The sequence below is a fragment of the Streptomyces sp. NPDC052023 genome (genome assembly GCF_044548465.1).
Classification (GTDB): domain Bacteria; phylum Actinomycetota; class Actinomycetes; order Streptomycetales; family Streptomycetaceae; genus Streptomyces.
Genome location: NZ_JBIUBW010000012.1, coordinates 224,254 through 250,911 on the forward strand (window position 1 = coordinate 224,254; position 26,658 = coordinate 250,911).

Sequence of the window (26,658 nt, forward strand, 5' to 3'; positions counted from 1 at the left end):
CGAGGCGGCGCGCTTCGGGCCGCTTAGGGGGTCACTCGCCCTGTGGCGGCAGCGCGGCGATGAAGGGGTGATCCCGCTCGATCAGGCCGAGCTTGCTCGCGCCACCGGGCGAGCCGAGCTCGTCGAAGAACTCGACGTTCGCCTTGTAGTAGTCCTTCCACTCCTCCGGAGTGTCGTCCTCGTAGAAGATCGCCTCGACCGGGCAGACCGGCTCACAGGCGCCGCAGTCGACGCATTCGTCCGGGTGGATGTACAAGGACCGCTGGCCCTCGTAGATGCAGTCGACCGGGCACTCCTCGATGCACGCCTTGTCCTTGACGTCGACACAAGGCTGCGCGATGACGTAGGTCACGCTGTCGTTCCTCCTCGATAGGGCGCTGGCGGGCCTCCTCAGGCTCCGCCGCCTGGCGCGCGGGAGCGCGGCGTCGTCGATGCCCGCCCCTAGTATCTCCGTTCTTGGGCACGATCCGAACAGGAGGGGTGGACAGACCTGTGGAAATATCGTCGGCAGGACGCCTCGTAGTCCGTATCACCACTGCTGACGTGGGCAAACGAGTCTCCGTACGGCGGTTGGGGGACCCTGGCGTCACGGAGCAGAAATTCACCGACACGGTGGGTGTTCTCACATCCTGGGACGACGGTGTGCTCGTGATCACACAGCGGGACGGCGAACGCGTCAGGATCGAGGAGTCCTCGCTGGTCGCGGGAAAGGTCGTGCCCGCGGCACCGGCCCGGCGACGGGGACCCGCCGCCTCCTACGAGGAGCTGGCGCGGGTCGCCGCGCGGGGCTGGCGTCCGCTGGAGAGCGAGCGGCTCGGCGAGTGGGAGCTGCGGGCGGCGGCCGAGGACGTGCCGTCGGAAGGGCGTCAGCCGGGGGCGGTCGCACGGCGACGGGCGGGCTTCACGCGGCGCGCCAACTCCGTGCTGCCGCTGGGTGACCCGGGCGTGTCCCTCGACGACGCGCTGAGCACGGTACGGCGCTGGTACGGCGGCCGGGGCCTGCCCGCCTACCTCCAGGCCGCCACCGGCGCCGAGGGCACGCAGGAGCTGCTGTGCGCGGAGCTGGAGCGGCGCGGGTGGGTGCGGGAGGTGTCCGCCGAGCTGTGGACCGGCTGGCTCGCGCCGGTCGCCGACCGGGCCGAGGGCGCGGGTGTCGTGCTCTCCCGGGAGGCGGACGCCGGGTGGCTGGCGCGGTACCAGCGCAAGGGCGTGACCGAGGTGGCGCTGCGGGTGCTGGGGAGCGGGGAGTCGGTGTGGTTCGCGAGCATTCCCGGTGCGGGTGATGTGCCCGCCGCGATCGGACGGTGCGTCGTGGACGGGAGGTGGGCCGGATTCGCCGCCGTCGAGGTGGATCCGGCGCTGCGGCGGCAGGGGCTGGCGGGCGAGGTGATGGCCGCGCTGGCCCGGCGGGCGCTGGACGAGGGGGCGTCGGCGGCATGGCTCCAGGTGGAGACTGACAATGCCGGTGCACGGGCTCTGTATGCCGGACTGGGCTTCGGCGCGCATCACACGTACCACCACTTCCGGGAGCCGGAGGGCCGATAGCCATGCGTCCACCCTTCCCACCACCGCCGGAGCGGACCGCCGAGCTGCGCCGGCGGTTCGCCGAGGAGGCGCGTGCCGAGCGGCCCGATCTGGCGACGCTGTGTCTGCTCGTGGCGGCGCAGGCCGACGGCACCCTGGACGAGGGCGGTATCGACGCGGCGCAGGTCGAGCTGGACCGGCTCGCCGGGCAGTTGCCCTACCGGCCGGGCGGGGCGCGGGCGTGGGCCGGGGCGGTGCGGGAGCTGCTGGGTGAGCGGTGCGGGTTCCGCGGCTGCGCCGCGGACTACGAGCGGCTGGAGTCGTCGCTGCTGCACAGCGTGCTGACCCGGCGGCGCGGGTTGCCGATCCTGCTGTCGGTGGTGTGGCTGGAGGTGGCCCGGCGGGCGGGCGCTCCGGTGTACGGCGTGGCGCTGCCAGGGCACTTCGTCGTCGGGTTCGGGGAGACGTCGGAGGCCGGCGCCGGGGAGGTGCTCGCCGACCCGTTCGACGGCGGGCGGTTGCTGAGCGGCAACGACGCGGAGTTGCTGGTGGTGGGGGCCACGGGGGCGCCGCTTGATCCCTCGATGCTGGTGCCCGCGGATCCGCTGGAGGTCGTGCTGCGGATCCTGAACAACATCCGGGCGTGGGCCGCGGCGCGGGCCGAGCGGTCGGATGTGGCGCTGTGGGCGGTGGAGCTCTCGCTGCTGCTCCCCTCGCATCCGGCCCGGCTGCGGTACGAGCGGGCGCAGGTGCTGGTGCGGCGGGGGGACTTCATGGGCGGGGCCGCGGAGCTGGACGCGTACGCGGAGGTGGTGGGGGCCGTGGACGAGGGTGCGGCGGAGAAGGTGCGGGGGGAGGCGCGGGCGGCTCGGGCGTTGCTGAACTAGTCGCCGGGCGCGGGTGCGGGTGCGTGGTGGCTGGGCGCGCAGTTCCCCGCGCCCCTGAAGGGCGCCGTGCGGCCGGCATCGGTGGTTCGCCGCGTCCCTCAGGACGCTGCACCCACCGGGCCCCGGGCACCCGGGGGGTTCCGGGTGCCCTTGGGGTGGCGTCAGCTCGGATCTGTTTCGATCGTCGCCACGCGGTTCGTCGTGCTCTTCAAGGCCGGGCGCAGGGCGCCGATCACGTCCTGGACGGTGACCGGGGTCTTCTGGCCGGTGCCCCGGGTGATGAGGACGCCGTCGAAGGTCTTGCCGTAGAGCTCCTGCAGGGCGGCCTCGTCATAGGTGTCGACGAGCTTGCCGTCGACGGCCTGGACGCGGAGGAACTTCCACAGGGACTTCTCCGGGCTGAAGGCGATCGAGTGGGCCGGGTCGGTCTGGACGGTGACGATGCCGGACATCGCCGGCTCGGCGAACTCCTTCATCATCCGGTCGACCTCCGCGTCGGGCACCGTCGGCTGCTTGGTGGTGGTCGGCACCGTCACCGGCGTGGCCGTGCCGGTCTCCACCTGGCTGCGGTAGGCGTCCTCGACGGCCTCGGTGGCCTGGTCGACGGCGATGCCCTTGCCCGCCTTGCCGTAGACGGCGACCGCCTTGCCGGACTCGAACTTGATCGTGCCGTCGCCGGCGCTGCCCGCGCCGCCCGCCACGGTCTCCAGGGCGGAGTGCAGCTTCTCCTCGTCGACCGGCATGACCGGCTCGACGACCCGCTCCTGGCCGAACAGCGAGCCGATCACGGAGACGGGGTTGTAGTCGCTGGTGGCGGCGGCGTCGACCGTGGCGTCGGTGTCGAACTGGAGGCCCGACTGGTCCGGCCGGAGCGAGAGGGTCTCGCCGTCGACGGACAGCTTCACCGGGTTGTCGACACGGTCCCCGAGGGCCTCGTCGAGCTTCTTGACGGCGTCGTCTCGGGTGCCGCCGCCGATGTCCACGCCGAGCACGGTGGTGCCCTTGGGCACGTCGGAGTGGTTCATCAGCAGACCGGCACCGTAGGCCACTCCGGCGACGGCGATCACGCCGCCACCGAGCAGCACCAGCTTGTTGCGGCCCTTCTTTTTCTTCTTGGGCGCGGCGGGCGCGCTCTGCTGCGCCGGCTCGGGCCGCTTCGGCGGGGTGTGCGCCACCGCCCCGCCGGCCGGGTTGCCCGGCCCGAACGGCGTGCTCCGGTCGGCGGGCGGCACGACCGGGATGCCGCTGGTGAGGGTGTCCCCGGAGACATGGTCCACGGGCACGCCGAAGGGGCTGCCGGGAGGCGGCTCGGGGGCCTGCTGCTGCGGGGTGAGGATCGCGGTGTCGTCGCTCAGACCGCCGCCGGCGCCGGGGTGCGGGGCCGTGCCGGGAGCACCCGTTCCGTTCGGCAGGCCGAGGGGGCTGTCGCCGGTGACCGGGCCGCCGGTCGGCCCTGCGGGCGCCTGCGGGCCTGCGTAGCCGCCCGGGCCGGGCCGGCCGTTGGGGGTGGGGCCCTGACCGCCGTAGGGGCTCTGCGCGCCGTAGGGGTCCTGCCCGTTGGGCGTGCCCTGGCCGCTGCGCTGACCGTTCTGCCCGGGTTCCGTGAAGTACGGCAGGTCGTCGCGGCGCGGTTCGCCCGGGCGGGAGCCGTTGCCGTTGCCCTGCGGGCCGGCCGCGAGGGCCTCGGTGACGTCGAAGGAGCCGGTGCCGCCGCCATGGCCCGGGGCCACCGGGCCGCCGGTCGCGCCGGGCAGGCCCGTGCCCTGTGTGCCGCCGGGCCGGGCGCCGCCCGGCAGGTTCATGGAGCCGACGACACCGCCGGGCCGAGCGGCACCCGGGGCGGCCGGAGTGGCCGGAGCACCCGGGGCGGCCGAACCGCCGGACGGAGCCGGTCCGTTGCCGGCGCCGCCGCCCTGACCGGCCTTGCCCGGCGCGGACTTGCGGGGCGCGAACCAGTCGCTGGTCTTCTCCTCGCCGGGCCCGGGCTGCTGCTGCTCGGCGGGAGCCTCGACCGTGCCCGGGGAGGCGGCCTCGCCCGGCGCCGCCGCCTCGGTGTCGCCGCTGTCGGTGTTGTCGGAGTCGGCGACGGGCTTGCGTACGACGACCGGCGGAATGGGTCGCGATCCGGGGATGTTGATCCGGATCCGGGTCGTCAGCGTGGTCTCGGTCTTTCGGTCCTCGGACCCTGCGCCCGAACGGCCCGTGTTCGCACCGTTGTCGGAAGCCGTGGGGGTGCCGTAGGGCGGCGTGCCCGAGGGGTATGCGGTACCCCCGTGCCCGTTGGGCCCGGAGGACGGAGTGTCAGTTTCACGACTCAAGGCAGGTTCTCCCGGTTGGCTCCACCGCCCGTTACGACCTCAGATACGCGGGCAGCTCGGCGGCGGCTCCACCATACTGGCCACTTCGCGCGGGTATCCCGCGACCACTGGGGAAACCCACACGGGACTCGCACGGGGCAGGACGGCGAACCGGTACGTCATTCGCCAAGTCGGACCTACCGGCCGCCCGGCCGCCGGACCGGTGCGAGGGTGGCGCAGATCACAGCCACGGCCATGCCGCCGAGCAGGTAGGCGTACGAGCCCACGCCCGCGGCGAAGAGGAAGTCCCCTTCGGGCCGGCTGGCGGTGAGCAGGATGACGGAGAGCAGCCAGCCGGCCACGCCCGCCACGGCTCCGGCCCGGCCGCCGGTCGCCCACGCCCCGCCGAGGAACGTCCCCGCCGCACCCGCCAGCGCCAGCAGCAGTCCGCCCGGGAACCAGGCGGCCTGCACCAGCGACCCGGCGCCGCCGACCGCCAGGCCGAGCACGAACAGGCCGGCGTAGGCCGCGGTCCGCCCGGCGGAGGGACGCCGCAGCGGCTGCGAAATCATGGAGTGCCGGTCGCTCATGACGCCACCTCGATCCCGGCGAAGAGGTCCGTCTCCCGCCCCGTCCCGACTCGCTCGCCGCGCACCAACTCGTAGTACTCGGTGCCGAACAGCGGCTGCGCGAGTGCGTTGGACAGCGCGAAGTACGGTTCGGCGACCTCGATCTGCGTGGCGTGCGCGGCCATCGCGGCGGCCTTGGCGGCGGCGTGGGCGGTGCCGTCGATCTCGGTGGTGATCCGCTCGTCGCCGACCACGCCGGGTACGTCGTCGATCACCGCGCTCCTGGTGAAGGCCAGGCCGGGCAGCGCCTCCTGGAGGCGGGCGAAGGCGTCCTCGGCGACCGTGCGCGGGACGCGGTTCCAGTAGACCTTGGCGATGCCGATGCCGGCCTCGGCGGCGAGTTCGGCGGCGCGCATGGCGATGCGGTGGGCCTGGATGTGGTCGGGGTGGCCGTAGCCGCCGTCGGGGTCGTAGGTGACGAGGACCTGGGGCCGCACCTCGCGGATCACCTCGACGAGCTGGGCGGCGGCCTCGTCGACGTCCGCCTGCCACAGGCAACTCGGGTCGTCGTTGTCGGGCAGGCCCATCATCCCGGAGTCCTGGTAGCGGCCGGGTGCGCCGAGCAGCCGGAAGTCCTCGACGCCGAGTTCACGCATGGCGGCGGTGAGCTCGCCCAGGCGGTGCTTGCCGAGGGCGGCGCCGGTGAGGTGCGCGAGTTCGGGCGGGATGACCTCGCCACGCTCACCGAGGGTGCAGGTGACCAGGGTCACATGGGCACCCTCGGCCGCATACCTGGCCATGGTCGCGCCGTTGTTGATCGACTCGTCGTCCGGGTGCGCGTGCACCAGGAGCAGACGCCGGGAGGGCCGTTCCGTCATGGCACCCACCCTACGAGCAGACCGGGCGGCTCAGAACTTGATGCTGCCGATCATCCCCGCGATGTTCGTGGTCAGCTCGCTGATCGTGGGCGCCACGGTGGACGAGGCGAGGTAGAAGCCCAGCAGCATGCACACCACGGCATGACCGGCCTTCAGCCCCGACTTCTTGATCAGCAGGAAGACGATGATCGCCAGCAGCACCACCGCCGAAATCGAGAGTGCCACGGCGGCTCACCTCCAAGAACCCGGAATATGGGGAAAAAACAGAGCGAGGGAACTCGTAAATCCATACAGCGGCCAGCAGGTTCATACCCACGCAGCGCTAGTGATCATAACTATCCGTGCGCGCGCATCGAATGGCGCACGGCCGCACAAGGGGGCGCATGGCCAATATGGTCGGGGCATGACCACCGAGCCTGACTCCTTCCCCCGACGGCACGCCCGCACCCAGCGGTTCACGCTCGGCGCGCCGCGTTCGTTCACCGTGGCTCCCGACGGTTCTCGTGTCGTGTTCCTGCGCTCGCCATCCGGCACCGACCGGGCGAACGCCCTGTGGGTGCTGGACCTGGCGGACTCCGCCGAGCGCCCGGCGGCCGACCCGCGCGCCCTGCTGGGCGGGGCCGCGGAGGACCTCCCGCCCGAGGAGCGGGCGCGCCGCGAACGCAGCCGCGAGGGCGGCGCCGGCATCGTCGGCTACGCCACCGACACCGCCGTGGAGTTGGCGGCTTTCTCCTTGTCAGGGCGGCTCTTCACGGCCGAGCTGCGGGCCGGGACGGCGCGTGAACTCAGGGTTCCCGGACCGGTCGTCGACCCGCGGCCGTCCCCCGACGGGCGGCACATCGCGTACGTCACGCGGGGCGCCCTGCGAGTGGTCGGCGCCGAGGGCGAGGGTGACCGGGCGCTCGCGGAGCCGGACGCGGAGCCGGTTTCCTACGGTCTGGCCGAGTTCATCGCGGCCGAGGAAATGGGGCGTTCGCGAGGTTTCTGGTGGGCGCCGGAGTCCGACCGCCTGCTGGTGGCCCGGGTGGACGACGCGCCGGTGCGGCGGTGGTGGATCTCCGACCCGGCCCAGCCGGAACGTGATCCACAACACGTGCCCTATCCGGCTGCCGGGACGGAGAACGCGGACGTACGGCTGTTCGTGTTCGCCCTGGACGGGACGCGCACAGAGGTCGCCTGGGACCGGGCGCGCTATCCGTACCTGGCGCGAGTGCACTGGTCAGCGGCGGGCGCGCCGCTGATCCTGGTGCAGGCGCGTGACCAGCGCAGCCAGCTCTTCCTGGCCGTGGATGCGGACACGGGGGCGACCCGGATGGTGCACGCCGACGAAGATCCGATTTGGCTTGATCTTTTCCCTGGAGTGCCGTGCTGGTCCCCCTCGGGGCAGCTGGTGCGGATCGCCGACGAGGGCGGCGCGCGAGTGCTCGCCGTAGGTGAACGCCCGCTGACGGGACCGCAGTTGCACCTGCGTGCCGTGCTCGACGTCGGGGACGACGACGTGCTCGTCTCGGCGTCGGCCGGGGCGGAGGCGGCGGGTCCGGAGACCGGTGAGGTGCACGTCTATCGCGTCAACGAGCTGGGCGTCGAACGCCTCTCGCAGGATCCGGGCGTGCACGCTGCGGTGCGCTCCGGGGACGTGACCGTCCTGGTGTCGGCGACGCCGGACCGGCCGGGCGCCACGGTGCGGGTGCTGCGCGGGGGGAAGCAGGCGGCCACCGTCCCGTCGTACGCGGAGGATCCCGGTATGTCGCCGCGCGTGACGCTCACCGTGGGGGGCGCACGGAGGATTCCGTGCGCCGTGCTTATGCCGCAGGACTACCAGGGAGACACTTCCCTTCCGGTCCTCCTCGACCCCTACGGCGGCCCGCACGGCCCCCGTGTGGTTGCCGCGCACAACGCGCACCTGACCTCGCAGTGGTTCGCCGACCAGGGTTTCGCGGTCGTCGTGGCCGACGGGCGTGGCACGCCCGGCCGCTCCCCGGCCTGGGAGAAGGCGGTCCGGGACGACTTCACCGTCTCCCTCGACGACCAGATCGAGGCGCTCCAGGACCTCGCGAAGGCCTATCCGCTGGATCTCACCCGGGTGGCGATCCGCGGCTGGTCCTACGGCGGCTGGCTGGCCGCCCTGGCGGTGCTGCGACGGCCGGATGTCTTCCATGCGGGCATCGCCGGCGCGCCGGTGACGGACTGGCGGCTGTACGACACGCACTACACCGAGCGATACCTCGGCCATCCGGCCGAGGCCCCCCAGGCGTACGCGAAGAGCTCGCTGGTCACCGACGACGGGCTGTCCGCCCCGGCCGAGCCGCACCGCCCGCTGATGATCGTGCACGGCCTGGCCGACGACAACGTGGTGGTCGCCCACGCGCTGCGGCTGTCCTCCGCCCTGCTCGCCGCGGGCCGCCCCCACGAGGTGCTTCCGCTGTCCGGCGTGACCCACATGACGCCGCAGGAACAGGTCGCCGAGAACCTGCTGCTGCTTCAGGTGGACTTCCTGAAGAGGTCGCTCGGCCTGCCCCGGTGAACGGACGACGGGCCGGGGTGACATGGCGCACCCCGGCCCGTTCAACGGCACCCGCACGGCCGTACGTGAAGACAGTGACGCGTCCGTATATCGCAACCGGGTCGCCGGGGTTGCCTCCGTGTTACCCCGTCCCACCGGGTGCCACGACCTGTTTCTCCTCCGCGAAGTGGCAGGCAGAGGGGTGGGCGGCGGGCCCGCCGGTCACCCGGTACCCGGCGGGGACCGTCAGCGCCGGGACCTCCACGGCGCAGCGCTCCCGCGCTTTGAAGCAGCGGGTGCGGAACCGGCAGCCGGACGGGATGTTCGTCGGGGAGGGCACGTCACCCGCGAGGATGATCCGCTCGCGGTGCTCACGGGCCTCCGGGTCGGGCACGGGGACGGCGGAGAGCAGGGCCTGGGTGTAGGGGTGCGTCGGGTGGTCGTAGATCTCGGTGTCCCGGCCGGTCTCCACGATCCGGCCGAGGTACATCACCGCGACCCGGTCCGAGATGTGCCGGACGATGGACAGGTCGTGCGCGATGAAGACGTACGACAGGTCGAACTCGGCCTGCAGCCGCTCCATCAGGTTGACCACCTGCGCCTGCACGGACACGTCCAGGGCGGAGACCGGTTCGTCGGCGACGATGATCTCGGGACGCAGCGCCAGTCCCCGGGCGATACCGATGCGCTGGCGCTGGCCGCCGGAGAACTGGTGCGGATAGCGGTTGACGTACTCGGGGTTGAGCCCGACGACCTCCAGCAGCTCCTGGACACGCGCGCGCCGGTCGCCCTTCGGGGCCGCCTCGGGGTGGATCTCGTACGGCTCCCCGATGATGTCGCCCACTGTCATCCGGGGGTTGAGCGAGGTGTACGGGTCCTGGAACACCATCTGGATGTTGCGCCGGACGGCCTTCAGCGCCTTGCCGGACAGCCTGGTGATGTCCTCGCCCTTGTAGCGGATCTCCCCGGCCGTCGGCCGCTCCAGGTTCACCAGCATCTTCGCGACCGTCGACTTGCCGCAGCCGGACTCCCCGACGATGCCGAGGGTCTCGCCCCGGTCGAGCGTGAAGTCGACGCCGTCGACGGCCTTCACCGAGCCGACGTGCTTTCTGAAGAGGATGCCCGTGGTGAGCGGGTAGTGCTTGACGAGTCCGCTGACTTGGAGAATCGGCTCAGCCATGCAGACACTCCCTCCAGAAGTGGCAGGCACTCCCCCGCTCCGCGGACACCTCGTACAGCGGGGGAAGGTCCGTGCGGCACACGTCCCGGGCCATCGGGCAGCGCGGGTGGAAGGCGCAGCCCGGCGGGATGTTCAGCAGGCTCGGCGGCAGGCCCTTGATGGCGTAGAGCTCCTGGCCCTTGCGGTCCAGGCGCGGGATGGAGTCCAGAAGGCCACGTGTGTACGGGTGCGCCGGCGCCTTGTAGATGTCGTGCACCGGCGCCGACTCCACGATCCGGCCCGCGTACATCACCGCGATCCGGTCGGCCACGTCGGCGACCACGCCCAGGTCGTGGGTGATCAGGATCAGGCCCATGTCCAGCTCGCGCCGCAACTCCGCGAGCAGCTCCATGACCTGGGCCTGGACGGTGACGTCGAGGGCGGTGGTGGGCTCGTCGGCGATGATCAGGGCCGGTTCCAGGGCCAGCGCCATCGCGATCATGATGCGCTGGCGCATCCCTCCGGAGAACTGGTGCGGATACTGCCTCACCCGCTCCTTCGCGCCCGGGATGCGCACCCGGTCCATCAGCTCGACCGCCCTGGCCCGCGCGTCCTTCCTGGACATGCCCCGGTGCACGACGAACATCTCGCCGAGCTGGTCGCCCACCGTCAGCACGGGGTTGAGCGAGGACAGCGCGTCCTGGAAGATCATCGCGATCCCGGCGCCGCGCACCTTGCGCCGCTCCTCCTCCTTCAGCGTGAGCAGGTCCCGGCCCTGGAAGAGGACCTCGCCGCCGGTGATCCGCCCCGGCGGCATGTCGAGGATGCCCATCACGGCCTGCGCGGTGACGGACTTGCCCGAGCCCGACTCCCCGAGCACCGCGAGCGTCTCGCCCGCGTCCACGCTGTAGCTGACGCCGTTGACGGCCTTGGCGACCCCGTCCCGGGTCCGGAACTCCACGTGCAGATCACGTACGTCGAGCAGCATGCCGGCTCCTCACCTCAGCTTGGGGTCGAGGGCGTCGCGCACCGCGTCGCCGAGCATGATGAACGCCAGCACGGTGACCGCGAGCGCCCCGGAGGGCCAGAGCAGGGCGTGCGGGGCGTTGCGGATGTAGGGCGAGGCGGCGGAGATGTCGATGCCCCAGGAGACACTGGGCGGCTTCAGGCCGACGCCGAGGTACGACAAGGTGGCCTCCAGCGCGATGTAGGTGCCGAGCGCGATGGTCGCCACGACGATCACCGGTGCGACGGCGTTGGGCGCGATGTGCCGCAGCAGCAGCCGGGTGTGGGAGGCGCCGAGGGAACGGGCGGCCTGCACGTAGTCGTGCTGTTTGGCGGTGATGACCGCGCCCCGCGCGATCCGGGAGATCTGCGGCCAGCCGAGCAGCACCATGAACCCGATGACCGGCCAGATGGTGTTGCTGGTCACCACGGACAGCAGGACCAGGCCGCCGAGGACGACCGGGATGGCGAAGAAGACGTCGGTGAGCCGGGACAGGAGCGAGTCGCTGAGGCCACCGAAGAAGCCGGCGAGCCCCCCGAGGACACTCCCGAGGATCGCGACCCCGAGGGTGGCGCAGACGCCGACCGCGACGGACGTACGGGCGCCGTAGACCGTGCGGGTGTAGACGTTGCAGCCCTGTCCGTCGTAGCCGAAGGGGGCGCCGGGCTGGGATCCTTCCTGTGCCTTGGCGAGGTCGCAGCGCAAGGGGCTGCCGGAGGCGATCGCGGACGGCCACAGCGAGATGAAGACCAGGAAGAGGATCACCAGGGCCGACACCAGGAAGACCGGGTTGCGGCGCAGGTCGTGCCAGGCGTCGGACCACAGGGAGCGGGGCTTGCCGGAGGGGCCGCCGCCGTCCGGGCCGCCGGGCACGCGCTCCAGCGTCCGCGCCTCGTCGGCGGCGAGGTCCATCCCACCGCCCATGCCGGTGCCGGCGACGGCGCCCGTGGGTGCGCCGGTGTCCTGGGCGTCAGACATAGCGGATCCTCGGGTCGAGTACGGCGTAGAGGAGGTCGACGAGGAGGTTGGCGAGCAGGAAGACCAGGACCAGGACGGTCACGAAGCCGACGACGGTCTGGGTGTTCTGGCGCAGGATGCCCTGGTAGAGCTGGTAGCCGACGCCGTGGATGTTGAAGATGCGCTCGGTGACGATGGCGCCGCCCATCAGGGCGCCGATGTCGGTGCCGATGAAGGTGACCACGGGGATGAGGGAGTTGCGCATCAGGTGGTGGGTGATGACCCGGCGCCTGGGCAGGCCCTTGGCCACGGCGGTGCGGACGTAGTCGGAGCGGCGGTTCTCCGCGATGGAGGTGCGGGTCAGGCGGGTGACGTAGGCCAGGGAGACGGAGGCGAGCACCAGCCCGGGCAGGAGCAGTTCACCGAAGGGGGCCTCGGGGGAGACCGACGGCCGGATCCAGCCCCACTCGACGCCGAACAGCAGTTGCAGGAGCAGGCCGGTGACGAAGGTGGGGACGGAGATGACCACCAGCGTGGCCAGCAGGACGCCGGTGTCGACGGGGCGGCCGCGGCGCAGGCCGGTGACCACACCCAGGGTGATGCCGATGACGATCTCGAAGAGGATCGCCACGACGGTCAGCCGGATGGTGACGGGGAAGGCGCTGCCCATCAGCTCGGTGACCGGCTGGCCGTTGAAGGCGGTGCCGAAGTCTCCGGTGAAGACGTTGCCCATGTAGGTCAGGTATTGCTGCCAGACCGGCTTGTCGAGGCCGAATTCCTTCCTGAGCTGCGCGGCCGTCGCCGGGTCGCACTCGCGTTCGCCGCACAGGCCGGCGATCGGATCGCCCATCACATTGACCATCAGGAAGATCAGCAGAGTGGCCCCGAAGAAGACCGGGATCATCTGCAGCAGCCGCCGGACGACGTACCGTCCCATGGCGCCGCCTCAGCTGACCTTGATCTCGTCGTAGACCGGGACGGAGAACGGGTTGAGCTTCACGCCGGACAGCCGCTGCGAGTAGCCGGCGCTGCCGTTCTGGTACCAGAGCGGGATGGCGGCCATGTCGTCCCGGACGACCTCCTCGGCCTGCTGGAAGGTCTGCACCGCCTTGGCGGCGTCGGTCTCGGCGTTGGCCCGGTCGACCAGTTCGTCGAACTCCTCGTTGGACCACTTGCCGTCGTTGGAGGAGGCGTCGGTGTAGTAGAGCGGCTGGAGGAAGTTCTGGATCAGCGGGTAGTCCATCTGCCAGCCGGCGCGGAACGGGCCCGTCATCTCCTTGTCGGTGATCCGGCCACGGAAGTCGGCGAAGGTGCCGACCGGGTTGCTGACGCAGGCGCGGTCGTTGTCGAGGGCGTTGTTGATGGAGTTGCAGACGGCGTCCACCCACTGCTTGTGCGAGCCGGTGTCCGCGTTGACCGTGATCTTCACCTGGCCGCCCGGCAGCCCGCCGCCCTCCTCGATCAGTTTCCGGGCCGCGGCGGGGTCGTACTCGCACCACTCGCCGCACAGGCCCGCCTTGTAGCCGCCGTCCGCGCCGAGGACCGGTGAGGTCCAGTCGGTGGCCGGGGTGCGGGTCCTGCGGAAGATGGTCTCGGTGATCTGCTCGCGGTCGATCGCCCGGGACAGGCCCTTGCGGACCTTGTCCATGCCGGACTTGTTCCAGTTCTTGTCGTAGTAGGGGAAGGCGAGGGTCTGCAGGATGCCGGCCGGGGTGTTGAGGTAGCGGTCCCCGAGGTCCTGTTTGACGTTCTTCAGCTGCGCCGCGGGGACGTCGTCGACCAGGTCGAGATTGCCGGCCATGAGGTCGGTGTAGGCGGTGTTGTTGTCGGTGTACACCTTGAGGTCGACTCCGTCGTTCTGCGCCTTGTCGGGGCCCGGGTAGCCGTCCCAGGCGCGCAGCGACATCTGCGAGCCCTTGACGTACGCGTCGACGGCGTAGGGGCCGTTGCCGACGGGCCTGCTCAGCCACGCGTCGTGGTCGTCGAAGAAGGCCCGCGGCAACGGGGCGAAGGCGGCGTAGCCGAGGGTGTCGGGGAAGCTGGAGAACTTCTGGCGCAGCCGTACGGTGAAGGTGCGCTCACCGGTCACCTTCAGACCGGACAGGGTGTCGGCGCTCTGCTCGCCGCCGCCCTCGGGGTGCGTCTTGTCGTAGCCGTCGATGTAGCTGAAGAAATAGGCGTTGCGCTGGTTGTTCCTCAGGCTCGCGCCGTAGTTCCAGGCGTCGACGAAGGAGCGGGCGGTGACCTTCTCGCCGTTGCTGAAGGTCCAGCCGTCCTTGACGGTGACGGTGAAGTTCCGTGAGTCGGTGGTCTCGATGCTCTGGGCGAGCATGTCCTCGGCCTTGCCGCTCACCGGGTCGTACCTCTTCAGCCCGCGGAAGATCATGTCGAGGACCTTGCCGCCCTGCACCTCGTTGGTGTTGGCGGGTTCGAGCGGGTTCTGCGGGTCACCCCAGGAGGAGCTGAGCACCGCACCGCCGTCACCACTGCCACCGCCTCCGCCGCAGGCGGTGCCCACGAGGGCGAGCGCCGCCGCACACGCGGCCCATCGGGCGTGCCGTGCTCCACGCATGGGGTGCCTCCTCGGGATCGGCTGCCGCCAGCGCCGGGACGCTGACCCGTTGTCGACCAATATCCTGACCCGCTATCAGCCAATATCGACGCATACGTCAGGTAATGCACATGAGGGCGGCCCTTTGGGCTAGCGGGTGCGCACGGGTGGCGTGAGGCCGGCGCGCCCGGTGGTGCGGGTGGGGTGGCACGGGCCGGCCGGGAAGGCCGGCCGCAGCGCGGCTTCCGTTCTCCCGGCGTAAATCCCCGATTCCTGTACTGACCTGCCGTACAGCAGGCACACTGCCCGGATGGTTGATCGTTCCTTCGGTGATGCCTCCCTCGCCGGGCTGTACGACGCGCTGAATCCATGGGGTCCGGGTGACGACTTCTTCCTCGATCTGGTGATGTCCGCCGATTCCGTGCTCGAGTGGGCTGCGGTACCGGACGGCTGTTGCGGCGGGCCCGGCAGGCCGGGCACCAGGGGCGGCTGACCGGGCTCGACCCCGCCGCCGCCATGCTCGTACAGGGCCGCGAGGGGACCCGCGAGGTGGAGTGGGTGCTCGGGGACCTGCGCTGCACGGCGTGGCGGGAGGAGTTCGACCTGGTCGTGATGACCGGGCACGCGTTCCAGGAGCTGCTCGGCGACGAGGACCTGCGGCTCGCGCTCGCCGCGGTGCGCGAGGGCCTGCGGCCGGACGGGGAGTTCGTCTTCGACACCCGCAATCCGGCCGCCCGCGCCTGGGAGACCTGGACCCCGGAACGGGTCCGGGAGGTGCGCGGCCCGGACGGGGACCTGGTGCGGGTGTGGCACGAGGCGGCGACACCGGTCCGGGGCGAGCGGGTGTCGTTCACCGAGACCTTCGACGGCCCGCGCTGGGACATGCCGCGGATCAGCCACAGCACCGTCAGGTTCCTCGGCGTCAGCGCGCTGGACCGGTTCCTCGACGAGGCGGGGCTCGTCGTACGGCAGCGGTACGGAGACTGGTCCCGGCAGCCGTTCACGCCCTCCAGCCCGGAGATCATCAGCTGCGCCGGGCGGGCAGGCTAGGCACCGGCCCCCGTCTGCCGGACGGGGCCGACGACGCGACGAGGCCCCCGGGAACCGGAGCTCGGTTCCCGGGGGCCTCGTCGCGGTTTCAGTCCGTGTCCTGGGCCTCCTCCAGCGCCTTCAGCGCCGGGTCCAGGACGACGTCCTCGTCGCGGGCCTCCGTCGTCGGCTCCTCCGGGAAGTGGCAGGCCGTCAGGTGACCGTCGCGGTTGCCGGAGAGCTGCACCAGCGGCGGCTCCTCCGTGGCGCACTTGTCCTGCGCCTTCCAGCAGCGGGTACGGAAGCGGCAGCCGGACGGCGGGTGGATCGGCGACGGCACGTCGCCGGCGAGGCGGATGCGCTCGCGCTGCTCGGTCTCGTCGTCCATGGCCACCTCGGGCACGGCCGACAGCAGGGCGTGGGTGTAGGGGTGCCGCGGCCGGTTGTAGATCGAGTCCCGGTCGCCGACCTCGACCACCTTGCCGAGGTACATGACCGCCACGCGCTGCGAGAAGTGCCGCACGATGGCCAGGTCATGGGCGATGAACATGAAGGCGATGCCCAGCTCCTGCTGCACCTTCTGCAGCAGGTTCACCACCTGCGCCTGGATCGACACGTCGAGCGCGGAGACCGGCTCGTCGGCGACGATCAGCTTCGGGTTCAGGGCCAGCGCGCGGGCCACGCCGATGCGCTGGCGCTGGCCACCGGAGAACTCGTGCGGGAAGCGGTTGTAGTGCTCCGGGTTGAGGCCGACGAGCTCCAGCAGCTCACGGACCTTCTTCTCCCGGCCGCCCGCCGGGTTGATCCCGTTGACCTCCATCGGCGACTTGATGATCGTGCCGACGGTCTGCCGCGGGTTCAGCGAGGAGTACGGGTCCTGGAAGATCATCTGGATCTCGGACCGCACCGGCGCGAGCTGCCGCCGGGAGGCGTGCGTGATGTCCTGGCCCGCGTACGTGATCTGGCCGGACGTCGGCTCCAGGAGCCGGGTGATCAGCCGGCCGGTCGTCGACTTGCCGCAACCGGACTCGCCGACCAGGCCGACGCTCTCGCCGACGCCGACGGTCAGGTCGACGCCGTCGACGGCCTGCACCGCGCCGACCTTCCGTTTGATCGGAAAGCCGCCGTATATCGGGAAGTGTTTGGTCAGGCCCTTGACCTCGAGCAGCGTCTCGCTTCCGGTGCCCGTGGAGCCCTGCTGTGCGGGGAGGGTGAGGTTCTCGCTCATGATCTCGGTTCTCCCTAGCGCAGCCGGGGCTGGATCTCGTCGATGAAGATGGTCTGCTTCTGCTCGGCCGTCAGGTGGCACGCCGCGGCGCGGCCCTCGCCCAGCGGCGGCCGTGCGTCGGTGCAGAGGGTGCCCGACACCCGGTCCTTGAAGGCACAGCGCGGGTGGAAGGGGCAGCCCGACGGCGGGTTGAGCAGCGAGGGCGGGGAGCCCGGGATCGGCGTCAGCTCCTGCTGGATGTCGCCGTCCAGTCGCGGCATGGAGCTGAGCAGGCCCCAGGTGTACGGGTGCTTGGGAGTGCGCAGCACCTCCTTGACGCTGCCCCGCTCCACGGCCCGGCCCGCGTACATCACCAGCAGGTCGTCGGCCATCTGCGAGATGACCCCGAGGTCGTGGGTGATGAAGATGATCGCGGAGCCGAACTCCTGCTGGAGATCCTTGAGCAGGTCCAGGATCTGCGCCTGCACGGTCACGTCGAGCGCGGTGGTCGGCTCGTCGGCGATCAGCAGGTCGGGGTCGCACATCAGTGCCATGGCGATCATCGCGCGCTGGCGCATACCGCCGGAGAACTGGTGCGGGTAGTCGTCGAAGCGCACCTTGGGCTGCGGGATGCCGACCTTCTCCAGCATCTGGATCGCGCGGGCCTTGGCCTCCTTCTTGGAGGCCCCGGTGTGCTTCATGTACGGCTCGGACAGCTGCCGGCCCACCGTGTAGTACGGGGAGAGAGCGGTCAGCGGGTCCTGGAAGATCATCGCCATCTTGTTGCCGCGGAGCCGCTCCAGCTCCTTCTCACCGGCGGTGACGAGTTCCTTGCCGTCGAGGACGATCTCGCCGTCGACGGTGGTGGTCCGCGGGCTGTGCAGGCCCAGGATCGTCAGGTTGGTGACGGACTTGCCGGAGCCGGACTCGCCGACGATGCCCAGGGTCTTGCCGCGCTCGACATCGAAGGACAGTCCGTCGACCGCCTTGACGATGCCGTCCTCGGTGGAGAACTGCACCCGCAGGTCACGGACCGAGAGGAAGCTCTCAGGCCCGGTCGGGGCCGGGGCGTCCTCGGTCTTGGTCAGTGTGGTCACGGTGGTTCGTTCTTCCTAGGAGAGACGGACGCGCGGGTCGATCCAGGCGTACACGATGTCGACGAGGATGTTCAGGATCAGGATGACGAAGGCGCCGACCAGCATGACGCCCATCGTCAGCGGGAGGTCCTTGGTGACCGCGCCGTCGACCGCGAGGCGGCCGATGCCCTGGAGCGAGAAGGTCAGCTCGGTGACGACGCCGCCGCCGAGCAGGGAGCTGATGTCGATGCCGAGGACGGTGACGATCGGGATGAGCGAACCGCGCCAGGCGTAGCGGAAGAAGACGTACCGCTTCGGCATGCCCTTGGCGCGGGCCGTGCGGACGTGTTCCTCGGCGAGTTGCTCGATCAGTGAGGCGCGCGCCATACGGGTGTACTGCGCCGTGAAGATCGTGGCCATCACGGCCATCGGGATCCACAGGCCGGCCAGCCAGCCGAACGGATCCTCGGTGAACGGCACGTACTTGGGGTCCTCCACCCAGCCGGTGCTGTACACGAAGATCAGCAGCACGATCGGGCCGAGGAAGTAGATCTGCATCGAGCTGAGGACCATGGACGTGCCGGTGGCGATCTTGTCCGCCGCGGATCCCCGGCGGTAGGCGGCCAGCATGCCCGCGCCGATGCCGATGGTGAGGAAGACGACCATGGCGCCGACGGTCAGCGAGATGGTCAGCGGGAAGCGGTCCATGATCGTGTCCCAGACCAGGTCGCCCGAGTAGAACGACTGGCCGAGGCACGGGGCCGGGCAATGACCGTCGGGGAAGTCACGGCCGACGACGATGCCGGACATGAAGTCCCAGAACTGCGTGGTGACCGGCAGGTTGAGGCCGAGCGCGTGCCGGATGGCCTCGAGTCTCTCGGGCGAGCAGTCCCTGCCACAGGCCAGTGAGGCGTAGTCGGACGGCGCCGCGACGAAGAGGAAGAAGGTTGCGGCCCCGATGAGGAACAGGGTGACGACGGCACCGACCGTGCGCCGGATGATGAACTGAAGCATGGCGGGAAGGCTGCTCTCTGCGGAGACGGTGGGAGGTTTGCGTGGAACCGCGGGGGCGCGCTCCGCCTGGTGCGCACCCCCGCGATCAGCCGTAGAGAGTTACGACTTCAGGAACAGTCGGGTGACGTCGATGTAGCTGGACTCGGTGCTGTAGCGGGCACCGCCGATGTTCGAGCCGTAGAGCTGGAACTGCTTGGTGTACCACAGCGGAGCAGCCGGGTTGACCTTCTCGAGGATGTAGTGGTGCGCCTCGATCCAGGTCTTGGCGGCCTCGGTCGGCTCCTGGGTCAGAGCCTTCTTGATCAGCTCCTGGACCTTGGGGTCGTTGATGTGCGAGTAGTTCGGCGAACCCTCGGCGATCTGGTCACCGTCGTAGACCGGCGTCACGACCGTGGCCGGGGACGGCCAGTCCTGGCCCCAGCCGGAGATGTAGATGTCGTACGGGTTGTCGACCTTGCCGATCTGCTCGTAGTAGCTCGCGGAGTCGACCTCCTTGGCCACGATGTCGAAGCCGACCTTGGTCAGCGCGTCCTCGACGGCGACCTTGCGCTTCTGGCCCTGCTCGCTGTTGTTGTAGGCGAACACGAGCTTCTTCTCGGCGGCCGGGACGTCCTTCAGGAGCTCCTCGGCCTTCGCGAGGTTGCCCTGCGGCGTCTTCAGACGGCCGTACGGGTCGTAGTCCGCCTCGTAGCCCGGCAGGGTCGGGGCGAACAGGTTCGGGGCCACGTCGCCACCGTAGGCGCCGCCCTCACCGGCGATCAGCGACTTGGAGTTCACCGCGTAGGTGATGGCGTCGCGGACGGCCTTGTTCTTGACCCGGTCCAGGTTGAAGTTCAGCACCTGGACGTAGGGCTGGTAGCCCTTGATCGTGCGCTTGTTGACCGCCGGGTCGCCGACGACGTCCTGGATCTGGGTGGACTCGACGCCGCCGGTCAGCTGGATGGCGTTCTTGGAGACGCCCTGGTCGGAGATCAGGCGCTTGGTCTGGGTCGACTCGGTGACGCCGAACTGGAAGTCGAAGCCGTCGACGTACTGGTGCCGGACGGAGTCGGTCTTCGGGTCCCACTGGTCGTTCTTGACCAGCTTGAGGACCTTGCCGATCTTGTACTCGGCGATCTTGTACGGGCCGGTGGAGACCGGGGCCTTGTCGTACTTCTCCTTCGTGTCGGTCTTCTCCGGAACGATGGAGTAGCCCGGCATGGCCAGCGTCTGCGGGAGGTCCGGACGCGGCGTGTCGAAGTGGAAGACGATGGTCTTGTCGTCCGGGGTCTCCAGGACCGAGTCCGGCAGGTGCTTCTTGCCGTAACCGCCGTCCGGCAGCGCCTCGCGGTACTTCGGGCCGCTCAGCCAGGTCTGCAGGTACGTCGGGCCGTCGAAGATGAACTCCGCGTACTGGCGCTCGACGGTGTGGCGGACGTCGGCCGAGGTGATCTCGTTGCCGTTCTGGTCCTTGACGCCGTCCTTCAGCGTGAACGTCCAGGTCTTGCCGCCGTCGGTGGACTTGCCGGAGTCGGTGGCGAGGTCACCGACGACGGAGACACCGCCCTTGCCGTCCTCCTCGAAGTTGGTCAGCCCGCGGAAGAGCAGGTTGGCGACCTGGCCGGCGTCGGAGACGTAGATCTGGCTCGGGTCCAGGTGGGACAGGCCCGACTCCTGGTAGACGGTGATCGTGCCGCCGGGCTTGGCGCCGGGGACCTCTTCGGCCGGGCCGGCCGAGGCCGCCGCGTCGGCGTAGGTGACCGCCTTCGACTGGGTGGCGGCCTCCTTCTGGTCCTTCTTCGAGTCCTTGTTGGAGCTGGTGCCCTTGTTCTCGGAGCACCCGGTGAGCGCGAGGGAGCCGGCCGCGAGGGCGACGACTATGGCACGCGCTCTGCGCGAGGTGAGCGACTTCATAGCGGTGTATGCACCTACCTGTCGGTTGTTATCCATGAGTACTGCCTGACGCGGCTGGTAGGCCGTCGCGGGGGCGGCAGTCACCCCCCACCAATGGACGATTACCGCCCGGACTTGGGGTCGAAGGCATCCCGTACGGAGTCTCCGAGGAGGTTGAAGCACAGGATGAAGATCACGAGCGCCACTCCGGGGAAGAACATGAACGCCGGGTCCTGCTCGGCGTACTTGGCGCCGGCGGCGAACAGTCGTCCCCAGTCCGGAGTCGGCTCGACGAATCCGACACCGGCGAAGGAGAGGAACGCGATGGTGAGGATGGTGCTGGGGAGCTGGTACGTGAACTGGATCAGGATCGGGGAGACGACGTTCGGGAGGATCTCCTTGCGGACGATCCGCCACGGGGACGCGCCCGCGACCTTGGCGGCCTCCACGAACTCCCTCTCACGCAGCGACAGCACCGTCGAGCGGACGATGCGCGCCATGCTCATCCAGCCCAGCAGCCACAGCACGATCAGAATCGCCAGCGCCCGGAAGTACGTGGGGGTCTCCTCCCGGGGGTCCACGAAGAACGCGGTCACGACCGGCATGAAGGCGATGAAGAACAGCTGCTGCGGGAACGAGAGGAAGAAGTCGGTGACCCGGCCCAGCCAGTAGTCCGTACGGCCGCCGAAGTAGCCGCCGACCAGACCGATGATGATGCCGGTCACCATCAGCAGCGAGGTCACGCCCAGCGCCATGAACAGCGAGGTACGCATGCCGTACATCAGCATGGCGAACAGGTCACGCCCGTACTGCGGCTCGACACCGAACCAGTGGTCGGCCGAGACACCGCCGAACCAGCCGAGCGGCAGACCGAAGTCGTCCAGCACGGGCCGGTCCGCGTAGGTGGGGTCCTGGCCGTACAGCGTGTACGGGTCGGTGCCGCTGATCGACGTCAGCAGCGGCGCCGCGAGAGCGGCGACGAAGTAGAAAATCACTACGCCGGCGCAGATCATCCCGGTACGGTCACGCTTGAAGCGCTGCCACATCAACTGCCCGGGGGAACGACCCTCAAGCGTCTTCGCTCCCTTGGCGACCTCGGAGGTCGCTTCGAGCTCTGGGTCCAAGGCGACCGCGGACCCGGAGCCCTCGGCCTTGGTTGGACTGGTCATGTTGTTCTTCCCCCGGGGGGTTGGAGAGTTGAGCGCAGCACAGATACCGGCAGGTTCTGTGGTTTGGGGGAACTTTCGCCAAGTGCATCAACGCGCGTCAAGGGCGGAAGGCACAGGGATCTCCCTACCGCTCATTTTTTGAGCAAAAATTGCAAAGATTGACACCTGCGCGCGCTTGACAGGTGAGACGGCAACCCGGCGATTCGGACATAGCGGGAGGGATTTTTGTTTACATGTCCGAAACTTGATCGCCGGAGCACCGATATGCGAACAGCGCTTCAAGACCCGCTGACGGGCTCCTGAATGTGCCCAACACAAGGACCCGGCTCTCCTCCGTCAGGGAGGGGAGCCGGGTCCTTGGAGGGGCCCTGGAGAGCCGTCAGCCGTGCTTGGCGCGGCTCGCGGCGCGGGCGCGCTCACGCGCGTCCAGGTTGACCTTGCGAATGCGAACGGCCTCCGGGGTCACCTCGACGCACTCGTCGTCGCGGCAGAACTCCAGGGACTGCTCCAGCGAGAGCTTGCGCGGCGGGACGATCGACTCGGTCACATCGGCCGTGGAGGACCGCATGTTGGTGAGCTTCTTCTCCTTGGTGATGTTGACGTCCATGTCGTCGGAGCGGGAGTTCTCGCCGACGATCATGCCCTCGTACACCTCGGTGCCCGGCTCCACGAAGAGCACGCCGCGCTCCTGGAGATTCGTCATCGCGAACGCGGTGACGGCGCCGGAGCGGTCCGCTACGAGCGAGCCGTTGTTACGGGTCTGCAGGGCGCCGAACCACGGCTCGAAGCCCTCGTGGATGGAGTGACCGATGCCCGTGCCCCGGGTCTGGGTCAGGAACTCCGTCCGGAAGCCGATCAGACCGCGGGACGGGACCACGAACTCCATACGGACCCAGCCCGAACCGTGGTTGGACATGTTGTCCATGCGGCCCTTGCGGACGCCCATGAGCTGGGTGACGGCACCCATGTGCTCCTCGGGCACGTCGATCGTCATGCGCTCGACCGGCTCGTGAACCTTGCCGTCGACCTCCTTGGTGACGACCTGGGGCTTGCCGATGGTCAGCTCGAAGCCCTCCCGGCGCATCGTCTCGACCAGGATGGCCAGCGCCAGCTCACCACGGCCCTGCACCTCCCAGGCGTCCGGCCGGTCGGTGTCCAGCACCCGGAGGCTGACGTTACCGATCAGCTCGCGGTCCAGACGGTCCTTCACCTGGCGTGCGGTGACCTTGCGGTCCTTGACGGCCGCCTTGTTGTCGGCGCCCTTGCCGGTGGCGCCACGGCCGACCAGCGGGGAGGTGTTGGTGCCGATGACCATCGAGATCGCGGGCTCGTCGACCGTGATCAGGGGCAGCGCGACCGGGTTCTCGGGGTCGGCCAGGGTCTCGCCGATCATGATGTCCGGGATACCGGCGACGGCACAGATGTCACCGGGGCCCGCCTTCTCGGCCGGCTTGCGGGTGAGCGCCTCGGTCATCATCAGCTCGGAGATGCGGACGTTGCCGACGGACCCGTCGCGCTTCATCCACGCGACCGTCTGCCCCTTGCGCAGCTCGCCCTGCTCGACACGCAGCAGCGCGATACGGCCGAGGAAGTTGTCGGCGTCCAGGTTGGTGACGTGGGCCTGGAGCGGGGCGGCCTCGTCGTACGTCGGCGCCGGGATGTGCTCCAGGATCGCGGAGAAGAACGGCTGGAGGCTGGTCGAGTCGGCCGGGACCGTGCCGTTGTCCGGCTTGGTCAGCGAGGCGATGCCGTCGCGGCCGCAGGCGTAGACGATCGGGAACTCGATCTGCTCCTCGTCCGCGTCCAGGTCGAGGAAGAGGTCGTAGGTCTCGTTGACGACCTCGTCGATGCGGGCGTCGGGCCGGTCCGTCTTGTTGATGCACAGGATGACGGGGAGCCGGGCCTGAAGCGCCTTGCGCAGCACGAAGCGGGTCTGCGGAAGCGGGCCCTCGGAGGCGTCGACGAGCAGCACGACACCGTCGACCATGGAGAGGCCGCGCTCGACCTCGCCGCCGAAGTCGGCGTGGCCGGGGGTGTCGATGATGTTGATCGTGATCGGGTCCCCGCCGTCCTTCGGGTGGTACTTCACCGCGGTGTTCTTGGCGAGGATCGTGATGCCCTTCTCACGCTCCAGGTCGTTCGAGTCCATCATGCGGTCGTCGACGGAGTCGAGCTGGTGCGCGGCGAAGGCACCGGCCTGCTTGAGCATGGCGTCGACGATGGTCGTCTTGCCGTGGTCGACGTGGGCGACGATGGCGACGTTGCGGATGTCGTGGCGCGTGGCCATATTGCGGCGTACTCCCGGGATGGTGAGGACGGCTGCGCGTAGGACTGTGTTACGCGCGCCCTGCCGGGCTTGACACGCCACGGCCTCACCCCATCGTACGGGGCTGCGGTGAGTGGGGCTTGCGGGGATACGTCGGTGCAGGTGAGGGCCTTGCCAGGGTGGTGGAGGGGCCGCACGGCCCCCGTCCGGACGCCCAGCACGCCGACGGCCCCGGAGCGGCCCGCCAAGGGCGCCCCGGGGCCGTGCCGGGCCGAAGGCCGGGTCAGTCCTCGGTCGTGGGCTTCGCCGGCTTCTTCGGCTTCTTCAGGAAGCCCATGTCCTGGTACACCGGCGTCTCGAAGCCGAAGGACCCGATGTTGGCGAGGTTCTTGCGGGCCGCGGTCAGCTGGGGGCGCTGGTAGAGAGGGATGGAGCCGGCCGCGGCCCAGATGCGGGAGTCGGCCTTGCGGACGAGGTCGCGGGACTCCTCCGCGTCCAGTGTGCCCACGGCCTGGTCGAAGAGCTGGTCGACCTGGTCCGTGCCGACCCGCGTGTAGTTCTGCTCGATGCTCAGGGAGCCGTCGGCGGCCGGTACCGGCTTGGCGTAGATCGGCCGGGCGTCGGTCGCGGGGAACGCCGACGCGGGCCAGGAGTACAGCGCGAGGTCGTACTCGCCGTTGGCGATGTGGTCCTTGAAGTAGCTCTCCTCGGAGACCTTCTTGGTCTCCGTGGTGATCCCGACCCGCTGCAGCATCCGCGAGATCCGGTCCGCGACCCGGTGCAGCGTGCCGGACCCGGGCCCGGACGGAAGCACGAAGCGCAGCATCAGCGGCTTGCCGTCCTTGGCGAGCGGCCCGGCCGCGGCGCCCGGAGCCGCGGTGCCCTTGGGCGCGTACGCCCCCTGCGCTCCGCCCCCCTGCTGGACGTGCTGCTTGCCGTCCTGCGCGAGGTTGCGCGGGTCCTCCTCGTGGTCCCGCCCCTCCTGCGCGCGGTCCTGCCCGGCGCCCTCCCCGGGGTCCCGGTGGTCACGCCCCTCGGAGTCCTCCCTCGCCTTCCCGTCCTCCCCCACGATGTACGTCCCGTCGTCCTCCCCCGCCGGCTCCCCGCTCTCCGGCGACGCCGACTTCCCCTCCGGTCCCGCCGCCTTCTCCTTCTTCTGCTCCTTCAGCGGCCCACCGCGCACCCACCCCGCGTCGGCGAGCAGCGCCTGCGCCTCCTTGGTGTCCTGTCCGCCGAGGGCCCCGCTGTTGTCGGCGTAGGCCTCCTGCCCGGACAGCGCGAGGTGGCTGCCGACCGGCTGCGCGGGCAGGCCGAGCGGTTCGAGGACGACCTCCGCCAGCTCCTTGCGGTCCAGGGCGCGGGCCACGGCGCGGCGGACCCGTTCGTCGGCGAGCGGGCCGCCGGCGCCGTTGAGGGCGAGCTGGGTGTAGGCCGGTTCCAGGGACTTGCGGACCTCGTAGCGGGCGAGCGCCTGCCGGTCCGCCGGTACCGCCGCCCCGCTCTGCGTTGTCGAGGTGCTCTTCGGCTGCCCGGCGCGGTCGATGAGCCGGGCGGTGGCGGCGTCGATGCCGGCCAGGTCCACGGTGCCGGCGGCCAGGGCCTCGGCCCGCTCCTCCAGCGGTACGGCGCGCAGCACGATCTTGGCCAGCTTGGCCGGCTCCCCCCACCAGCGGGCACTGCGGACGAGGACGACCTCGTTCTGCTTCTTGTCGACCTTCTCCAGCGTGAACGGCCCGGCGGTGACCTTGAGCTTCGTGCGGGCCCCGTCGTTGAAGGAGTCGGGCGTACCCATGATCTCCTTCGGGTACAGCGGCGAGAACAGCGATCTCCAGTCGGCGTACGGCCGGCTGAAGGTGACCTTGACCTCCAGATTGCTGCCGCCCCGCTCGATCCGTTCGATCCGGTCGTATCCGGCGTTGCGCGCGGTCCAGTAGGCGCTGTCCTTCCCGGACAGGGCGCGCCACTGGGCGGCGAAGTCGGCGGCTCCCAGCTCCCGGCCGTCGCTCCAGACGGCCTGCTGGTTGAGCTTGTACAGGACCACCTGCCGGGGCTCGGTCTCGACGACCTCGGCCGACTCCAGGTAGTCGGGGTTGATCACCGGCCGCCCGCTCTCGTTCAGCCGGAACAGCGAGGGCAGCACCGCCTGGGCGACCGTCGCCGTGGCCGCGTCGGCGTCGGCCTGGAACGTGTTCAGCGTCTCCGGCACGGCGTCGACCGCCCAGACCAGGGTGCCACCGTCGGCGACCTCCGCCCGGCCGGCCGGTGCGATGTCCTGTCCGGCCAGCGGCTTGCCGGCCTCGTCGTCCGAGCCGCACCCGGCCAGTGCGGGCACCGCGAGGACGCCCGCGGTGAGGAAGGCGACCGAGCGCATCACCGCGCGCAGTGTGACGCCGTCGTGGGACATCTCTGCTTACCTCCGGGAGCCGCGGGGGTTACGATCACTTTTGGTGGTATATGGAGCTGATCAGATGTTTTCGGCTTAATACGGCCACTGAAGAGGAAAGGGTTCGGCAACACCGGGCGACACGGCGACCACGGCCGGGAAGCCCACCCGTGCGGCGCAACACACCACGGGATGCACCTGCGCGCCTCGGCCAATCGGTGCACGTCCCTTCCCAGCGGCAGGTGTGACGCGCAACACTCGCAGGCGCATGACCGTTGCCACCCACGGCCTCCGTGCCGACGGAAGTGAGG

Annotated in this window: 21 protein-coding genes; 4 read left to right on the top strand and 17 right to left on the bottom strand. The window is 70.2% G+C overall.

The annotated features are described in order from the left end of the window. Positions 1-31: 31 nt before the first annotated feature. The gene (gene fdxA, locus ACIHCM_RS24250) at positions 32-352 is read right to left on the bottom strand and encodes a ferredoxin (RefSeq protein WP_018561461.1); all 321 of its coding nucleotides are present in this window, start codon (positions 350-352) and stop codon (positions 32-34) included. A 140-nt stretch (positions 353-492) separates the two neighbouring features. Here fdxA and ACIHCM_RS24255 point away from each other — a divergent pair, with 140 nt between their 5' ends. Both ACIHCM_RS24255 and ACIHCM_RS24260 read left to right on the top strand, forming a co-directional pair. Next, on the top strand, positions 493-1,545 hold the full coding sequence (locus ACIHCM_RS24255) for a GNAT family N-acetyltransferase (protein WP_399899351.1): 1,053 nt from the start codon (positions 493-495) through the stop codon (positions 1,543-1,545). Between the two features lie 2 nt (positions 1,546-1,547). Beyond that, positions 1,548-2,411 (top strand): transglutaminase-like domain-containing protein, encoded by an 864-nt coding sequence (locus ACIHCM_RS24260; protein ID WP_399899354.1) that lies wholly within the window; start codon positions 1,548-1,550, stop codon positions 2,409-2,411. Between the two features lie 161 nt (positions 2,412-2,572). Here the strand turns inward: ACIHCM_RS24260 and ACIHCM_RS24265 are convergent, their stop codons facing one another. The 4 genes from ACIHCM_RS24265 to ACIHCM_RS24280 all read right to left on the bottom strand — a co-directional run bounded on the left by ACIHCM_RS24265 (position 2,573) and on the right by ACIHCM_RS24280 (position 6,380). After that, positions 2,573-4,729 carry a hypothetical protein gene (locus ACIHCM_RS24265; RefSeq protein ID WP_399899357.1) on the bottom strand — a complete coding sequence of 719 codons (2,157 nt, stop codon included), beginning with the start codon at positions 4,727-4,729 and terminating at the stop codon, positions 2,573-2,575. A gap of 176 nt (positions 4,730-4,905) precedes the next feature. After that, on the bottom strand, positions 4,906-5,298 hold the full coding sequence (locus ACIHCM_RS24270) for a DUF6113 family protein (RefSeq protein ID WP_399899359.1): 393 nt from the start codon (positions 5,296-5,298) through the stop codon (positions 4,906-4,908). Further along, positions 5,295-6,155: an N-acetyl-1-D-myo-inositol-2-amino-2-deoxy-alpha-D-glucopyranoside deacetylase gene (gene mshB / locus ACIHCM_RS24275; protein WP_399899362.1), complete on the bottom strand. Its 861-nt coding sequence runs from the start codon at positions 6,153-6,155 to the stop codon at positions 5,295-5,297. Before mshB ends, ACIHCM_RS24270 begins: the two co-directional genes overlap by 4 nt. A 30-nt stretch (positions 6,156-6,185) precedes the next feature. Further along, entirely contained in the window at positions 6,186-6,380 is a 195-nt protein-coding gene (locus tag ACIHCM_RS24280; RefSeq protein ID WP_019755516.1) for a hypothetical protein, read from the bottom strand. A gap of 178 nt (positions 6,381-6,558) precedes the next feature. On the opposite strand from ACIHCM_RS24280, the gene ACIHCM_RS24285 reads away from it, so the two are divergent. Further along, positions 6,559-8,679: a prolyl oligopeptidase family serine peptidase gene (locus ACIHCM_RS24285; protein WP_399899365.1), complete on the top strand. Its 2,121-nt coding sequence runs from the start codon at positions 6,559-6,561 to the stop codon at positions 8,677-8,679. A gap of 121 nt (positions 8,680-8,800) precedes the next feature. Here ACIHCM_RS24285 and ACIHCM_RS24290 read toward each other — a convergent pair whose 3' ends face one another. From ACIHCM_RS24290 to ACIHCM_RS24310, 5 genes are read right to left on the bottom strand one after another with little or no spacing between them, the layout of a single operon-like run. After that, complete coding sequence (locus ACIHCM_RS24290) at positions 8,801-9,838, bottom strand: ABC transporter ATP-binding protein (RefSeq protein ID WP_399899367.1); 1,038 nt, start codon at positions 9,836-9,838, stop codon at positions 8,801-8,803. Beyond that, the gene (locus ACIHCM_RS24295) at positions 9,831-10,805 is read right to left on the bottom strand and encodes an ABC transporter ATP-binding protein (protein ID WP_399899370.1); all 975 of its coding nucleotides are present in this window, start codon (positions 10,803-10,805) and stop codon (positions 9,831-9,833) included. Before ACIHCM_RS24295 ends, ACIHCM_RS24290 begins: the two co-directional genes overlap by 8 nt. Positions 10,806-10,814: 9 nt before the next feature. Next, positions 10,815-11,801, bottom strand: coding sequence for an ABC transporter permease (locus ACIHCM_RS24300; protein ID WP_399899372.1), 987 nt, complete (start codon positions 11,799-11,801; stop codon positions 10,815-10,817). After that, a complete protein-coding gene (locus ACIHCM_RS24305) occupies positions 11,794-12,717 on the bottom strand; it encodes an ABC transporter permease (protein WP_399899375.1) in 924 nt (307 codons plus the stop codon). Before ACIHCM_RS24305 ends, ACIHCM_RS24300 begins: the two co-directional genes overlap by 8 nt. Positions 12,718-12,726: 9 nt before the next feature. Further along, on the bottom strand, positions 12,727-14,352 hold the full coding sequence (locus tag ACIHCM_RS24310) for an ABC transporter substrate-binding protein (RefSeq protein ID WP_399899378.1): 1,626 nt from the start codon (positions 14,350-14,352) through the stop codon (positions 12,727-12,729). Positions 14,353-14,760: 408 nt separating this feature from the next. On the opposite strand from ACIHCM_RS24310, the gene ACIHCM_RS24315 reads away from it, so the two are divergent. Further along, entirely contained in the window at positions 14,761-15,381 is a 621-nt protein-coding gene (locus tag ACIHCM_RS24315; RefSeq protein ID WP_399899380.1) for a class I SAM-dependent methyltransferase, read from the top strand. Between the two features lie 88 nt (positions 15,382-15,469). On the opposite strand, the gene ACIHCM_RS24320 is transcribed toward ACIHCM_RS24315, so the two are convergent. The 7 genes from ACIHCM_RS24320 to ACIHCM_RS24350 form a co-directional block, all read right to left on the bottom strand. Beyond that, positions 15,470-16,588, bottom strand: a complete 1,119-nt coding sequence (locus tag ACIHCM_RS24320) for an ABC transporter ATP-binding protein (protein WP_399899383.1) — start codon at positions 16,586-16,588, stop codon at positions 15,470-15,472. A gap of 14 nt (positions 16,589-16,602) precedes the next feature. Continuing rightward, positions 16,603-17,664 carry an ABC transporter ATP-binding protein gene (locus tag ACIHCM_RS24325; RefSeq protein ID WP_399899386.1) on the bottom strand — a complete coding sequence of 354 codons (1,062 nt, stop codon included), beginning with the start codon at positions 17,662-17,664 and terminating at the stop codon, positions 16,603-16,605. A gap of 15 nt (positions 17,665-17,679) precedes the next feature. Then, positions 17,680-18,657: an ABC transporter permease gene (locus ACIHCM_RS24330; protein WP_399899389.1), complete on the bottom strand. Its 978-nt coding sequence runs from the start codon at positions 18,655-18,657 to the stop codon at positions 17,680-17,682. Positions 18,658-18,756: 99 nt separating this feature from the next. Further along, positions 18,757-20,550 (bottom strand): ABC transporter substrate-binding protein, encoded by a 1,794-nt coding sequence (locus tag ACIHCM_RS24335; protein ID WP_399899392.1) that lies wholly within the window; start codon positions 20,548-20,550, stop codon positions 18,757-18,759. Between the two features lie 101 nt (positions 20,551-20,651). Then, positions 20,652-21,698 (bottom strand): ABC transporter permease, encoded by a 1,047-nt coding sequence (locus ACIHCM_RS24340; protein WP_399899395.1) that lies wholly within the window; start codon positions 21,696-21,698, stop codon positions 20,652-20,654. A 379-nt stretch (positions 21,699-22,077) separates the two neighbouring features. Next, positions 22,078-23,985: a translational GTPase TypA gene (typA, locus tag ACIHCM_RS24345; RefSeq protein WP_399899398.1), complete on the bottom strand. Its 1,908-nt coding sequence runs from the start codon at positions 23,983-23,985 to the stop codon at positions 22,078-22,080. A gap of 262 nt (positions 23,986-24,247) precedes the next feature. After that, positions 24,248-26,368, bottom strand: coding sequence for an ABC transporter family substrate-binding protein (locus ACIHCM_RS24350; protein ID WP_399899401.1), 2,121 nt, complete (start codon positions 26,366-26,368; stop codon positions 24,248-24,250). Positions 26,369-26,658: the final 290 nt, after the last annotated feature.

What these genes read in the sequence shown, in the direction of transcription:
- ACIHCM_RS24305 (WP_399899375.1), bottom strand. Translation starts at nt 12,717, where the DNA reads ATGGGACGGTACGTCGTCCGGCGGCTGCTGCAGATGATCCCGGTCTTC.
- ACIHCM_RS24295 (WP_399899370.1), bottom strand. Translation starts at nt 10,805, where the DNA reads ATGCTGCTCGACGTACGTGATCTGCACGTGGAGTTCCGGACCCGGGAC.
- ACIHCM_RS24300 (WP_399899372.1), bottom strand. Translation starts at nt 11,801, where the DNA reads ATGTCTGACGCCCAGGACACCGGCGCACCCACGGGCGCCGTCGCCGGC.
- ACIHCM_RS24320 (WP_399899383.1), bottom strand. Translation starts at nt 16,588, where the DNA reads ATGAGCGAGAACCTCACCCTCCCCGCACAGCAGGGCTCCACGGGCACC.
- ACIHCM_RS24350 (WP_399899401.1), bottom strand. Translation starts at nt 26,368, where the DNA reads ATGTCCCACGACGGCGTCACACTGCGCGCGGTGATGCGCTCGGTCGCC.
- ACIHCM_RS24340 (WP_399899395.1), bottom strand. Translation starts at nt 21,698, where the DNA reads ATGACCAGTCCAACCAAGGCCGAGGGCTCCGGGTCCGCGGTCGCCTTG.
- ACIHCM_RS24335 (WP_399899392.1), bottom strand. Translation starts at nt 20,550, where the DNA reads ATGAAGTCGCTCACCTCGCGCAGAGCGCGTGCCATAGTCGTCGCCCTC.
- ACIHCM_RS24260 (WP_399899354.1), top strand. Translation starts at nt 1,548, where the DNA reads ATGCGTCCACCCTTCCCACCACCGCCGGAGCGGACCGCCGAGCTGCGC.
- ACIHCM_RS24285 (WP_399899365.1), top strand. Translation starts at nt 6,559, where the DNA reads ATGACCACCGAGCCTGACTCCTTCCCCCGACGGCACGCCCGCACCCAG.
- mshB (WP_399899362.1), bottom strand. Translation starts at nt 6,155, where the DNA reads ATGACGGAACGGCCCTCCCGGCGTCTGCTCCTGGTGCACGCGCACCCG.
- typA (WP_399899398.1), bottom strand. Translation starts at nt 23,985, where the DNA reads ATGGCCACGCGCCACGACATCCGCAACGTCGCCATCGTCGCCCACGTC.
- ACIHCM_RS24290 (WP_399899367.1), bottom strand. Translation starts at nt 9,838, where the DNA reads ATGGCTGAGCCGATTCTCCAAGTCAGCGGACTCGTCAAGCACTACCCG.
- ACIHCM_RS24330 (WP_399899389.1), bottom strand. Translation starts at nt 18,657, where the DNA reads ATGCTTCAGTTCATCATCCGGCGCACGGTCGGTGCCGTCGTCACCCTG.
- ACIHCM_RS24270 (WP_399899359.1), bottom strand. Translation starts at nt 5,298, where the DNA reads ATGAGCGACCGGCACTCCATGATTTCGCAGCCGCTGCGGCGTCCCTCC.
- ACIHCM_RS24310 (WP_399899378.1), bottom strand. Translation starts at nt 14,352, where the DNA reads ATGCGTGGAGCACGGCACGCCCGATGGGCCGCGTGTGCGGCGGCGCTC.